Annotated in this window: 8 protein-coding genes and 2 pseudogenes; 3 read left to right on the plus strand and 7 right to left on the minus strand. The window is 22.0% G+C overall.

Features of this window, described 5'->3' with window-relative positions; all coding sequences use genetic code 4:
* Positions 1-508 precede the first annotated feature (508 nt).
* The gene (gene thiD, locus AAGD61_RS01180) at positions 509-1306 is read left to right on the plus strand and encodes a bifunctional hydroxymethylpyrimidine kinase/phosphomethylpyrimidine kinase (RefSeq protein WP_341765209.1); all 798 of its coding nucleotides are present in this window, start codon (positions 509-511) and stop codon (positions 1304-1306) included.
* A 54-nt stretch (positions 1307-1360) separates the two neighbouring features.
* Here the strand turns inward: thiD and yegQ are convergent, their stop codons facing one another.
* Complete coding sequence (gene yegQ, locus AAGD61_RS01185; protein WP_341765210.1) at positions 1361-2662, minus strand: tRNA 5-hydroxyuridine modification protein YegQ; 1302 nt, start codon at positions 2660-2662, stop codon at positions 1361-1363.
* Positions 2663-3365: 703 nt separating this feature from the next.
* On the opposite strand from yegQ, the gene pssA reads away from it, so the two are divergent.
* Both pssA and AAGD61_RS01195 read left to right on the plus strand, forming a co-directional pair.
* Positions 3366-4721 carry a CDP-diacylglycerol--serine O-phosphatidyltransferase gene (pssA, locus tag AAGD61_RS01190; protein ID WP_341765292.1) on the plus strand — a complete coding sequence of 452 codons (1356 nt, stop codon included), beginning with the start codon at positions 3366-3368 and terminating at the stop codon, positions 4719-4721.
* A gap of 423 nt (positions 4722-5144) precedes the next feature.
* Entirely contained in the window at positions 5145-6854 is a 1710-nt protein-coding gene (locus AAGD61_RS01195; protein ID WP_341765211.1) for a proline--tRNA ligase, read from the plus strand.
* A 29-nt stretch (positions 6855-6883) separates the two neighbouring features.
* Here the strand turns inward: AAGD61_RS01195 and tilS are convergent, their stop codons facing one another.
* The 6 genes and pseudogenes from tilS to fabZ form a co-directional block, all read right to left on the minus strand.
* Entirely contained in the window at positions 6884-8224 is a 1341-nt protein-coding gene (gene tilS / locus AAGD61_RS01200; RefSeq protein ID WP_341765212.1) for a tRNA lysidine(34) synthetase TilS, read from the minus strand.
* A 104-nt stretch (positions 8225-8328) separates the two neighbouring features.
* Entirely contained in the window at positions 8329-9267 is a 939-nt protein-coding gene (accA, locus tag AAGD61_RS01205) for an acetyl-CoA carboxylase carboxyl transferase subunit alpha (RefSeq protein WP_341765213.1), read from the minus strand.
* Between the two features lie 126 nt (positions 9268-9393).
* A pseudogene (gene dnaE / locus AAGD61_RS01210) lies at positions 9394-12594 on the minus strand (DNA polymerase III subunit alpha); the annotation flags it as partial.
* Between the two features lie 45 nt (positions 12595-12639).
* Positions 12640-13791 carry a lipid-A-disaccharide synthase gene (gene lpxB, locus AAGD61_RS01215; RefSeq protein ID WP_341765214.1) on the minus strand — a complete coding sequence of 384 codons (1152 nt, stop codon included), beginning with the start codon at positions 13789-13791 and terminating at the stop codon, positions 12640-12642.
* Positions 13792-13836: 45 nt separating this feature from the next.
* Positions 13837-14634, minus strand: a complete 798-nt coding sequence (gene lpxA / locus AAGD61_RS01220) for an acyl-ACP--UDP-N-acetylglucosamine O-acyltransferase (RefSeq protein WP_341765293.1) — start codon at positions 14632-14634, stop codon at positions 13837-13839.
* Between the two features lie 7 nt (positions 14635-14641).
* A pseudogene (fabZ, locus tag AAGD61_RS01225) lies at positions 14642-15088 on the minus strand (3-hydroxyacyl-ACP dehydratase FabZ); the annotation flags it as partial.
* Positions 15089-15111: the final 23 nt, after the last annotated feature.

Genomic DNA, 15111 nt, shown 5'->3' on the forward strand with positions numbered 1-15111 from the left:
ATTTATTATATTAATTTAATATTAAAATTTAATATAGCATTTATTTTAAGAAATTGTTTTTTGTTTTTTTTAATATTAAAAATATATTTTATTAACAATATTTGAAATTAGATGTTAAAATTTGAAGTTTAATATTTTAAATATAATTATTTAAGATATAAAAAATTTTTTTAAAAAATATATTTTAAATAAAATGTAATATTTATATTTAGTAATATCATAAAACATGATTTTTATAAAAGTTGCAAAAAATTAAAAATTATTGTGACTTTTTTTATTTTTTATATAATGCACAAATATTTTTTATAAATAAATTTGGATTTTTTCATAGTATTTTATAGTAAAATTAATTTATTTTTATATAAAAAGTTTGTATATAATTTTTTTAAAAAATAACAAATTTTATCTAAAATATATTATAGCATTATTGCTTGTATAAAATATAAGTAAAAAGTAATAAATATTAAAAATTTTATTTGCTATTTTTTTAATTATTAAAGGCATTTAAGTGAAAATTAATGCGCTAACAATAGCTGGATCTGATCCTATATGCGGTTCTGGTATACAAGCAGATTTAAAAACATTTTCTGCATTGGGTGTTTATGGAGTTACTGTTATAACATCATTGGTTGCTCAAAATACGTTAGGAGTTCAATCAATATATGATTTACCATGTAATTTTGTAATTTCTCAACTTAATTCAATTTTTACTGATTTACGTATTGATACAATTAAAATTGGTATGTTATCGAATTGTGATAATATTTTTATTGTTTCGGATTTTTTAAAAAAATATAAAGTTTCTTATACAGTACTTGATACAGTTATACTTGCAAAAAATGGTAGTTTTTTATTGCAAAATAATGCTATTAATGATTTATGTAATGAACTATTACCTATTGTATCATTGATAACACCAAATCTATTAGAAGCTTCAATACTATTAGATGAACCAATAGCAAAAACAGAAGATCAAATGATAGATCAAGGTAAACGTTTATTAAAAAAAGGTTGTAAAGCTGTTTTGATAAAAGGTGGACATTTAAGTAGTTTAGAAAGCCCAGATTGGTTTATCACTAATAGTAAAGAATTTAGATTTAGTTCACAACGTATTAATACTAAAAATACTCATGGTACTGGCTGTACTTTATCTTCATCTATTGCATCATTTCGTCCTAGTTCTAATTCTTGGTATGATAGTATTTTAAAAGCAAAATCTTATTTACAAAATACATTAAAGTACGCTGATATGTTAAATATAGGAAAAGGCATAGGACCTTTAAATCATTTTTATAAAAAATATTAAGTTTTGATAAAATTATAAATTATTTTTATCATTATAAAAAATTTTAATTTTATATTATTTTTTTATATTTCGAATTAATAAAGCAAATTTTATATCTGTATTTTTTGGAATTTTTAAATATACAACATGTCCATCTCCAGGTGCTATATTAATTATTTCATTTTTATAATTTTTTAAAGTCTTTAATATAAATACAATATTTTTTGAAATCGTCATTATTTCTAAACTATCACCTATACTAAATTTATTTTTTACATTTAATTCAGCAAAGTTATTTAAGAATTTACCTGTGAATTCACCGACAAATTGTTGACTGCTAGAAATTGAATGACTAAAATCATAGTTTTGATAAGAAATATGGTTTGCATGACGATTTAAAAAACCTTCAGTATATCCACGATTAGATAATTTTTTAATCGAAGATATTAAAAAATTAGAAACTTGTTTTCCATTTATGACGCTATTAATTGCTTTTCGATATATTTGAGCTGTACGTGCACAATAATAAAAAGATTTTGTTCTTCCTTCTATTTTAAAAGAGTTTATGCCAATTTTTATTAATTTTTCTATGTATTTTATAGCACATAGATCTTTTGAATTTATTATATATGAACCATGTTCATCTTCAGATAGAAGCATATATTCTTTTGAAGTATTATTATTAATAGTAAAAGTTTTATTTATTATTTTATTTTTAAATATTGAAGAGTTTTCTATATTATTTATTCTATATTTTTTATATTCATATATGTTATATTTCCAACGGCATATATTTGTACAAGCTCCTTGATTAGAATCACGTTTGTTTATATAACTTGATAATAAACATCTTCCTGAATATGCCATACATAAGGAACCGTGTATAAAAACCTCTAATTCGATATCAGGAACTAGTTTTTTTATTTCAAAAATTTCATTTATAGATAATTCACGTGATAAAATAATTCTATTTAATCCTATTTGTTTTCAAAATTTAACTGAAGCCCAATTTATTGTATTTGCTTGAACAGATAAATGAATTTTTATTTCAGGAAATAATTCACGTGTTATCATTATTAACCCAGGATCTGATATAATTAATGCATCTGGTTTTAATTTTACTATTTTTATTAAATCCTTAGAAAAAGTTTTTAATTTATCGTTATGAGGAATTATATTTATAACAATATAAAATTTTTTATTCAAATTATGAGCTTCTTTAATTCCTTGTGATAAATTTTTATAATTAAATTCGTTATTTCGCACGCGTAAACTGTAACGTGGTTCACCCGCATAAACAGCATCTGCTCCATAAGCAAATGCATATCTCATGTTTTTTAATGAACCTGCAGGTGATGATAGCTCTGGTTTTAACATTATTAGTTATTTTAATTTTTTTTAATATTATTAATATACTAAAATTTATTTTTTGTAAAAATATTTAAATAAATAGTAATATATTATTTTGTTGATTATAGTATATTATAAAAATATTATTTTTTTATTAATATTTTATAAAAAATATATTTTTTATAATATATGTTTATTCTCGATGTATTATTATTAATAATATATCATATATTTATATATAATTTTGTTTTTTTAATCGTTTATTGTTTTTTGATTTAAAAAACAATATATTATTTTATATTAATAATATATTATATATTATTAATAAATACTAATATAAATGTTATTTTTTTAATTATATTATGTTTTTATATCATAATATTTTATTTTTAATATTTTAAATTTGTTAAGTTTTATTTTTTATTTTTAAAATCATTTAAAAATGTTTAATTCAAAAATTTTTTAAAAATATTTTTTTGAATTTTTTGAATTTATGTAAAAATATTTTTTTGTTAATAATTTTAATTATATTATCAATATTTATTTTTTTAAATTGCGATGATATTTTTAATTTCTATTAAAAATGTAATTTTATTTATTTTTTTATAAATAAATTGATTATTTATATTAAATAAATAAAAATATTTATATATAAATATTTTTATTTAAATAAAATATTTTATAAAATAAATCAATTTTATATGGTTTAATGAGATAAAATTTTATTGTGATATCGTTAAAATTTAAACAAATAAAATGTCAGCAATATTTAATTAATTTACCTAAAGTTTTTCAATCAGTTTCTGATATAAATATATTATATAGTACAAAAGACTTTAAAAAAATTTTATTAAAAAAAATTTCTCAAGCAAAAAGTATTATATATATAACTGCATTATATTTAGAAAAAGATGATGGAGGTAAAAAGATAATGCATGCATTATATGCAGCAAAAAAAGCTAATCATTTTTTAGATATAAAAATTTTTGTAGATTGGCATCGTGCTCAAAGAGGATATATTGGAAGTAATACAAAATTAACAAATGCAGAATGGTATTGTAAATTATCAAGATTATATCCAAATATAAACATTTCTATTTTTGGTGTTCCTATTAATACAAGAGAAGCTTTAGGTGTTTTCCATTTAAAGGGTTTTATTTTTGATGATGTGTTGATATATACAGGAGCTAGTATTAATAATGTTTATTTGCATATGTACGATAAATATCGATATGATAGATATTTATTAATAAAAAATATTCAATTAACAACAATTATGAAACAATTTATAGATAATATTTTGTTAAAATCAAATGCAATTAATTTACTTAATGTTTCAAATCGTCCAAAAACTATAAAATTAAAATCTTTAATTAAAAAATTTCGTTTTAATTTGAAAAATACATCTTATAATTTCTTAAATAATGCAACAAATAATGTACTTTCAATAACACCTTTTATTGGGTTAGGTAAAAAAAATAATTTAAATAATTTAATAATTAATTTAATTGGGTCAACTAAAAATAATATAATAATATGTACACCATATTTTAATTTTCCTTCTATATTAGTAAAAATAATTACAAAATTGTTATACAATGGTAAAAAAGTCGAAATTATTGTCGGCGATAAAACAGCTAATGATTTTTATATTTTACCAGAAAAAAAATTTAAAATAATTTCTATTTTACCTTATTTATATGAAATGAATTTACGTTTTTTTGTTAAAAAATTACAATTTTTTATAGATAAAAAACAACTTATTATTCGAATATGGAAATGTAATGATAATACTTATCATTTGAAAGGTATATGGGTTGATGATAGTTGGCAGTTGATTACAGGAAATAATTTAAATCCTAGAGCATGGAAATTAGATCTTGAAAATGCAATTCTTATCCATGATCCTAAAAAAGAATTAGATAATCAAAAATGTTATGAATTAAAATGTATTCGTACTTATACTAATATAATTAATCATTACAATGAATTAGATGATATACATATATATCCAATAAAAATAAAAAAGATAATACGTAGAATACGTCGTATTAGATTAGATAAAATTATTAATCAAATTTTATAATTAAAATAATAATGAATAAATTATTTTTAAAATTAAATATTTATTTACAAAATATTTTCTTTTTTTTATAAAAAATGTTAGAATAATCCACTAATATTTATTAATAAATATATTTATTATACTTATTTGTTTTTATAATGATATTATTTTTTTGTTATTATAAATAATAAAATTTATTTTAAATAATTTTTGATTATAAAATTATTTATTTTTATATACTAATATATATGATTTTTATATTTTTATTAATTTTAATTAAATTTAATTTATAATGATATTATATATTAATAATTATTTTATTATTTTTTTTAATATTTTTATAAATATATAGTTTTTAATATATTAAATTTAAATTTTATAAATAAAAACATTAAATATTTATTTAATAGAAATAATTTTTATATATTTTAGATGAGAAAAATAATGCGTGCTAGTAAATATTTATTTTTAACTTTAAAAAAAACATCTAATGATTCTGAAAATATTATTTATGAACTAATGCTACGTGCAGGAATGATTTATAAGATTTCATCAGGAATTTATAGTTGGTTGCCAACTGGTTTACGTGTTTTACATAAAATAAAAAACATTATTCGTGAAGAAATGAATAATATAGGTGCTATTGAATTATCTTTACCGATTGTTCAACCAATAAAATTATGGGAAAAAAGTGGAAGATCAGAACAATATGGTTTTGATTTATTTCGTCTTTTTGATAGAAGAAAAAGATCTTTTATACTCGGTCCTACTCATGAAGAAGTTATTAGCGATTTAATTAGTAATTTTATAACATCTTATAAACAATTACCAATAATTTTATTTCAAATTCAAACAAAATTCCGTGATGAAACTCGTCCTCGTTTTGGTGTTGTTCGTGCACGTGAATTTTTAATGAAAGATGCGTATTCTTTTCATTTTGATCAAGAGTCGTTAAAGAAAACTTATAATATAATGTATAATGTTTATAGTAGAATTTTTACACGTATTGGGTTAAAATTTTATGTTGTTAAAGCTGATACAGGTTCAATGGGTGGTAATTGTTCTCATGAATTTCAAGTTCTTTCAAAAAATGGTGAAGATAATATAGTTTTTTCTAATAAATCTAATTTTGCAGCAAATCTTGAATTTGCAGAATCTGTTAAATTATCATTAAAACCTAATAAACCAAAAGAAAAAATGTGTCTTATTGATATTAAATCTACTTCTGATTTAATAAATAAATTTAATTTTTCTATAAAAAAAATAATAAAAACATTAATTGTTCATGGAAGTAAAAAATCATCTCATTCATTAATTGCATTATTAATTCGTGGTGATCATGATGTTAATGTATTAAAATTAGAAAAACATCCTTTGATTTCAAAACCATTAAAGTTTGCAACTAAAAAAGAAATTGAAACAATATTAAATATAAAACCTGAATTTTTAGGTCCAATAAATATTTCTGTTCCTATTATTGCTGATTATAGTGTTGCTTTAATGAGTGATTTTATTATTGGTTCAAATATAGAAGGTAAATATTATATTGGTGTCAATTGGGTTCGTGATATTCATTTGCCTTCTACTTATGATTTACGTAACGTTTCTGAAGGAGATCCAAGTCCTGATGGAAAAGGCATATTACAAATAAAACGAGGAATTGAAATTGCTCATATTTTTCAATTAGGTACTAAATATTCTGAAAGTATGAAAATTTTTGTACATGATAAAAAAGGGATTAATAAATTTATAACAATGGGATGTTATGGTATTGGTATAACTAGAATTATTGCTGCTATAATTGAACAAAGTTATGATGAACATGGAATAATTTTTCCTGATATTATTGCTCCATTTCAAGTAGCAATTTTACCTGTTAATATGAATCTTCATTTTGGTATTAAAAAAATTGTGGAGACATTATATATTGAGTTAAAACAAAGTGGTATTGATGTTATTTTGGATGATCGCGATGAACGAATAGGTGTTATGTTTGCTGATGTAGAATTAATTGGTGTTCCTCATATTATTATTGTAGGTAATAATAATTTAAAAATAAATAAAGTAGAATATAAATTTCGCCCAGATAAGAACAAAGTTCTTATTGATCTTAATAATATTGTTAATTTTCTAAAAGAAAAAATTTTAAATTAAATATATATTTTAGAATTTTGCAATTAATATTAAATAATCAATCATTTTAAAACTTTTCAATTTATTGAAATACCTATCTCTTTATTTTTTGATATTCCTTCTAATGTTATAAAATAATTAACAGCTGTAATTAATGTTTCGTTATAAAAAATTAAAGGTATTCGATTACGCATTCATGGTGCAACTTTATATTCTTGTCATATTTTTTTGATTTTTTTCGAATATATTTTATCAAAAATTTTAATTTTATTTTTAAAATCAAAACGTACTGTTACTTTTTCATAACAAAAAGGTGGTCTGATTTTTCCGTATTTAATTATTTCTAATATTCCTAAAGATTCAGGTAATTTAAAAGTATCAGGATAATTCCAATTATAACATTTTTTTGATAAATTTTTTATATAATTTACTATCCATAAAAAATTTTGATATCGTCTAATTTCAATTTTATCTAAATAACAAATAGGATTAGCATTTTGTTTTGCTAATGCTATCTCTAACCAAATTATTTCTAATTTTTTTAAAGATGGAACATGTATTTTATGATGTTTTATCCATCTACGTATTAAAGCATTTCTTTTTTGAGGAGAGCATTCTAAAAGACCTTTAATTGATATTGCGCCATCATAATTCATTAATGTAGTTAGTTTATTTTGTAATAATTCGTCAATTAAAAGTTCTTGTTCTTTACATAAATAAGCACTACGTGCTACCATTTTTGAAAAATGTGGCCATCTTTTATGTAATAAAGGCATAACATATAATCTAATGTAATTTCTATCAAAACGAATATTATTATTACTGTCATCTTCAATATAATTTAAATTATTTTTTTCTATATAATTTTCTAAATCAGAGCGCATAATATTTAATAGAGGTCGAATAATAAACGTAGTTTTATTTTGAATATCAAAGGGAAATACTTCATGAATGGATGATAACCCAGCAGGGCCACTACCACGTTTTAGAGATAATATAAATGTCTCTGATTGATCGTTTAGATGTTGAGCTGTTACAATAATTTCGTTTAATAGAAGTTCTTTTTTATAAGTTTGATAACGAACTTTACGTGCATTTGATTCAATATTGTTTTTCTGATCTATAACAACACGACGACATATAAAAGGTATTTTTCAATTCATACAAATTGTTTTGCAATGCTTTTCCCATTGGTTTGCTTTGTTATGTAATCCATGATTAATATGAATAGCACGAATATTTAATTCGGGTTTTTTTGAATTTTTTAATTTTAATAAAATATGTAATAATGATGTGGAATCGATCCCTCCACTAAATCCAACTAATAAATTTTTAAAAGAACAAATTTTGTTATATACTTGATGAATTATTTTTTCTGGTTCTTTTAACATGATATTTTTTTATAAATTAAAAATTAATATTATTAGTTAGAATTTTATATTAATATATATAAAAATTTTTTTAAAAAATGATATTTTTAATAAAAAATATGAATTTAGCAGTATCCGTATCCCATTAATCGTTTATATCGTAATTTTTTTAAATCTTTAATGTTTAAATTATCTAATTCAATTAAATCTTCTAAAATACGTTTTTTTAATGATAATGATATTTCTTTATAATTACGATGAGCCCCGCCTAATGGTTCTATTATTATGTTATCAATTAATTTTAATTTTTTTAAACGTGTTGAAGTAATACACATTGATTCAGCAGCTAATGGCGCTTTATCTGTAGTTTTCCATAAAATTGAAGCACATCCTTCTGGAGATATAACTGAATAAGTACTATACTGCAACATATTAATTTTATCACCAATACCTATTGCTAAAGCACCACCTGATCCGCCTTCACCAATAATAGTGCATATTATTGGTACAGATAAACGAGACATTTCACGTAAATTTTTAGCTATTGCTTCAGATTGTCCTCTTTCTTCTGCTTCAATACCTGGATAAGCACCTGGTGTATCAATAAAAGTAATAATAGGAAGTTTAAATCTGTTAGCAAGTTTCATTATTCGTAATGATTTTCTATATCCTTCAGGTGTTGGCATTCCGAAATTACGAATGATTTTTTCTTTTATTTCACGACCTTTTTGATGACCAATAATTATGATAGGTCTACCTTCTAATCGTGCTATTCCAGAGATAATTGATTTATCATTTGCATATGTACGATCACCAGCTAATTCGTAAAAATTTGTAAAAATATTCGAAATGTAATCTAAAGTATGAGGACGTTGCGGGTGTCTGGAAAGTTTAGTGATTTGCCAAGCATTTAAGTTTGAAAAAATTTTTTGTGTTAATTCAATATATTTTTTTTGTAATCTTGTTATTTCTTTTTGGTTGTTTTGATTATTGATCAAAGTTAAAGAACTAATTTTTGTTTCTAATTCAACAATTGGTTGTTCAAAATCAAGAAAATCTATCATATCATTCCTGCATTGATTTTTTTATTTAACTTTTTATTAATATATTTTTAAATATTTTTGATATGTATGTTTTTAAAATAATTTTTTAATAAATAAAATAATATATTATTAATTATATGTTTTAAAGTTTATTAAGTTATTAACTATCATTTTATAACTAGAATTAAATTTATCAATATTTATTTTACCTGTAGCTATTAGAATATTATTATATTTAAGTATTTTTTGATATTTATTTAATAAATCAGAAAAAATTATTAAATCTAATCGTCCTGAATTATCGTCAATTTTGCATATGCAAAATTTATTTTTGTTTTTAGTATAAATTGTTTTTATTGAAATAATTAAACCAACAACAGTTATTGTTTTTTTATAACTAATTTTGTCTATATCTTTTAATTTAAATCTATTTGTAATATTTTTAATTTCATTTTTATATTGAGATATTGGGTGTTCTGTTAAATAAAAACCCAAAGCTTCTTTTTCTTTATCAAGAATTATTTTTTTATTTAATTTTAGAATATTATCAATTTTTATGTTTTTAAAAAAATCACTATTTATTTCAAACATATTAATTTGGTTAATATTTTTGTTATGTTGTTTTGCAAATTTTAATGCAGAATCAATTGATTCTATTAATTTTATTCTATTTTTATCAAGATTATCAAAAGCTCCAGATACAATTAATTTTTCTATAATTTTTTTATTAATTTTTTTTGTATAAACACGAGAACAAAAATCAAATATTCCTTTGAATTTTCCATTTTTTCTTATATTTATAATAGATTCAACATGTGTTTTACCAATTCCTTTAATTGCACCAATACCATAAATTATTTCATTTTTATTATTTACAGTAAAATTATATAATCCATTATTTATATCTGGTGGTAATATTTTTAATTTAAGTCTCCAGCATTCATTTATAAGATTTATAATTTTTTCAGTATTATCTATTTCTGTAGTCATAATTGAAGACATAAATTCAGCTGGATAATGTGTTTTTAACCATAAAGTTTGATAAGATATCAATGCATATGCAGTAGAATGTGATTTATTAAATCCGTAACCTGCAAATTTTTCTACTAAATCAAATATTTTCATTGATAGATTTTCATCTATTCCTTTTTTAATTGCACCTTTTTTAAAAATAAAACGTTGTTTAGCCATTTCATCTGGGTTTTTTTTACTCATTGCTCTTCTTAAAATGTCAGCTTCCCCAAGTGTATATCCAGCTATTGTTTGTGCAATTTGCATAACTTGTTCTTGATATAAAATAATACCATATGTAGATTTTAAGATTGGTTTTAATAATTCATGTTGCCATTTTTTATCAGGATAAAATATTTTTTCTTTTCCATGTTTACGAGCTATAAAGTTATCAACCATTCCTGATTGTAATGGTCCAGGGCGAAATAATGCTATAAGTGCAATTATATCTTCAAAACAATCTGGCTTTATGCGTTTTATTAAATCTTTTATACCATTTGATTCTAATTGAAATATTGCAGTTGTTTTTGCATATTTTAATATATTGAAACTTTTCCGATCATTTAATGTAATTTCTTTTATTTTAATTGGTTTTAATTTTTTTTTTATACGAATTGAATTAATCATATTTAATGTTAAATCAATAACAGTTAATGTACGTAAACCGAGAAAATCAAATTTTATTAATCCTACATGTTCAATATCGTTTTTATCAAATTGAGTTACTGGATTTAAACCTTTTGAATCATAATATAATGGAGAAAAATCAATAATTTTTGTAGGTGATATAACTACACCACCAGAATGTTTACTAACATTACGTATAATACCTTCTAACTTTTGTGCTGTATTAATTAATATTTTTACTTCTTCATCTTTTTCATAAATTTTTATTAATTGAAGTTCTGTTTTTAATGCTTCATTAAGTGTGATTCCAATATCGTTAGGAATTAATTTAGAAATTTTGTTTGTAAAACTATATGAGTAACCAAGTACACGGCCTACATCTCTAATAGCTGCTTTTGCTGTCATTCTTCCAAAAGTAATAATTTGTGAAACTGAATCTCTACCATATATTAATGAAACATGTTCAATTACTTTATCTCGTTTTTCAGTGCAAAAATCAATATCAAAATCTGGCATTGAAATACGTTCAAGATTAAGAAATCTTTCAAAGATTAAATTAAATTCTAATGGATCTATATCTGTTATTTTTAATGCATATGCTACAAGTGATCCAGCTCCAGAACCACGACCTGGTCCTACAATAATATTATTATCTTTTGCCCATTGTATAAATTCCATTACTATAAGAAAATAACTAGAAAAACCCATCTGATTTATAATATTTAGTTCAATTTTTAAACGTTTATCATAATTAATACGTTTTTCAATTCTATTTTTTTTATTTGGAAAAAGTAATTTAAGACGATTTTCTAATCCTTTTTTAGATTGAATAATTAAAAAATTTTCTGTTTTTATATTATTAGTTTGAAAAACAGGTAAAAAATGTTTTCCTAAAGAAATAATAACATTGCAACGTTTTGCGATTTCTACGCTATTTTTTAATGCTTCTGGAATATCTTTAAATAATTCACACATTTCATTTTCTGAACGTAAATATTGATATTTACTATATTTTTTTAGTAATTTAGGTTCATTAAGAAGAGTTCCTTCATATATTGCTACACGTGTTTCATGTGCATCGAAATCATTTGTATCAATAAAACATACTTCATTAGTTGCAACAACAGGTAGATTTTTTTTTATTGCTAATTTAATAGCTTTTTTTAGATATTTTTCTTCATTATGGCGTCCTGTTCTAATTAGTTCTAAATAATAACAATTAGGAAAATATTTTTTATAAAAATCAATAGTTTTTTCTATTAAATCATAGTTATTTTGTAATAAAAATTGACCAATATCTCCTTCACGACCACCAGAGAGCAGTATTAATCCTTTTTTATGTGTTATTAACCAATCACGATGTATAGTTGGTCCGATTTTGTTATATCCTTTTTTATAAGCTTTTGAAATTAATATATTAATATTTTTATATCCATCATTATTTGAAGCTAATGCTGTTAAATGAAAAGTGTTGTTTTTTGAAAAATTATCTTCAACATTAAAGTCGACACCTATAATTGGTTTTATACCTGAATTATATGATTCATTATAGAATTTAATTAAACCAAAAAAATTAGAAAAATCAGTTATTGCAATTGAAGGCATTTTCATGTCAATAGTTTTTTTAATTAATGTTTTTATTTTTATTAAACCATTAATTATTGAATAATCAGTATGTACTCGTAAATGAATAAATTTTGGATTAGCCATATATTTAATAATATGTATTATTAAGAATTATTTTTTTATGTAATTTTATATTTTTATTAGTTTTAATATTTCATTTACAGCTTTTTCATCTGCATTATGACGTATTGTTTTATGTAATTTTAAAAAATTTTTTTTTAAAATTTTACAATATTTTTCATTATTTAATAGTTGAATTAATTGATTGCTTAATTTATTTGGTTGACATTCTTTTTGTAAAAACTCTTTTATTATTTCTTTTTTTGCTAATAAATTAGGTAATGAAATATAAGGTGTTTTTATTAATATTTTTGCAAATAAAAAAGTAAAAAAATTCATTTTATAACATACTACCATTGGGCATTTTGCTAACATGCATTCTAATGATGCGGTTCCAGATGCTAATAATGTAACATCTGCAGATATCATTGCATCTATAGATTGTCCGTTTAAAATGGTAATAAAAACATCTGGAAAATTTTTTTGTTTTATTAATTCAAATTGTTGTCTACATTTTTCATTCGCTGTTGGTACAATAATATATAAATCTTTAAAATATTTTTTTAATATTTTTGCGGTTTTTAAAAAAATATTACTCAACTTTTTTATTTCAGAATACCTACTACCAGGTAATATTGCTAAACATTTTGCTTTTTCAGGGATATTTAATCGTAATCTTGTTTTTTGTTTATTTGGAATTAATGGTATTTTATCAGCCATTGTATGTCCAATAAAACAACATGGTATATTAAATTCATCATAAATTTTTTTTTCAAAAGGTAAAAATACTAAAATTAAATCAGTTGCTTTTTTTATTTTTATTATTCGTTTTTTTCTCCATGCTCATATTGATGGACTAATATAATGAATTGTTTTTATTCCTTTTGATTTTAATTGCATTTCAATATTTAAATTAAAATCTGGTGAATCGATACCTATAAAAATGTCTATTTTATTTTTAATAAATTGTTTAATAATGTTTTTACGAATTAATATTAGTTTAGGTAAATATTTTAAAATTTCAATAATTCCAATAATTGATAGAATTTCAATTCCATATAAAGCTTTACAACCTTCTTTTTTCATTAAAGGTCCTGCAATACCAATAAAATGTATATTAGGATTTTTTTTTTTAAAATTTTTAATTAATCTTGCTCCAAGAATATCACCAGATATTTCGCCGGCAATAATTCCAATATTAATTTTACGATTGTTAATCACAAATTCTCCTTAAGTTCAATTATTTAATTAATTATAAGATTGTAATTAACGAATAATACCACGTTTAGATTGTGATGACTTTTTTAAAAAATCACTAAAAATTTTTACATGCTTATTTAATTTAGCTATTTTATCAATTTCTTCTCGAGCAGATTTTAAAGATTTTCCTGAACAGTATAATATTTTATATGCATTACGAATATATTGTAACGATTCTTTTTTAAATCCGTGACGTTTTAGTCCTTCAATATTTAATCCAAAAGGTGTTGCGTGATTACCTTGTGCTATAATATATGGAGGAACATCTTGAGACACACCAGAACATCCACCAATCATTGCATAAGATCCTATTTTGCAAAATTGATGAATTGCGCTCATTCCACCTATGATAGCAAAATCATCAATTATAACATGACCACCTAATGTACCATTATTTGCTATAATACAATTATTTCCTATAATACAATCATGAGCTATGTGTACATTAACCATTAATAAATTATCATTACCAATTTTAGTTAAACCACCTCCTTGCATTGTTCCTCTATGAATTGTCACATTTTCTCTAATACAATTTCTATCACCAATTTCAAAGCGTGTAGGTTCTCCATTGTATTTAAGGTCTTGATTGATTTCTCCAATAGAAGAAAATTGAAAAAAAATATTATTTCGACCAATTTTTGTGTATCCATTAATAACTATATGAGATTTTAATACGGTTCCTTCGCCAATTTCTACATTATCTCCTATATAACAGAATGGACCTATACGAACATTAGTTCCAACAATAGCTTTTTTTTCTATAATAGATGATGGATGTATGTAAGTTGTATTCTCAATCATATCAGTTTTCACGACGACGAGCACACATCATTTCTGCTTCGCACGCTATTTCTCCATCAACTTTTGCTATACCTTTAAAACGAGCAACTCCACGACGTTCTTTAATAAATTCTACTTCTAAAATCATTTGATCTCCAGGTAAAACAGGACGTTTAAAACGGGCATTATCAATTGCTGCGAAATAATATAATTCGTCTTGTTCTAATTTTCCTGTGCTTTTAAAAGCAAGAATACCTGTTGCTTGTGCCATTGCTTCTAATATTAATACTCCAGGAAAAATTGGTTTACCAGGAAAATGTCCTTGAAATAAAGATTCGTTATATGAAACATTTTTTATTGCACACAATGATTTACCTTTTGTAAAATTTAATACACGATCCACTAAAAGAAATGGATAACGGTGTGGAAGCAGTTCTAAAATTTCTTCTATATTCAGAGTATGAATATCACTCATCGAAATAATTTTCCTGTTTATTA

The sequence above is a fragment of the Candidatus Providencia siddallii genome, from assembly GCF_964026685.1.
GTDB classification, from domain to species: domain Bacteria; phylum Pseudomonadota; class Gammaproteobacteria; order Enterobacterales; family Enterobacteriaceae; genus Providencia_A; species Providencia_A siddallii_A.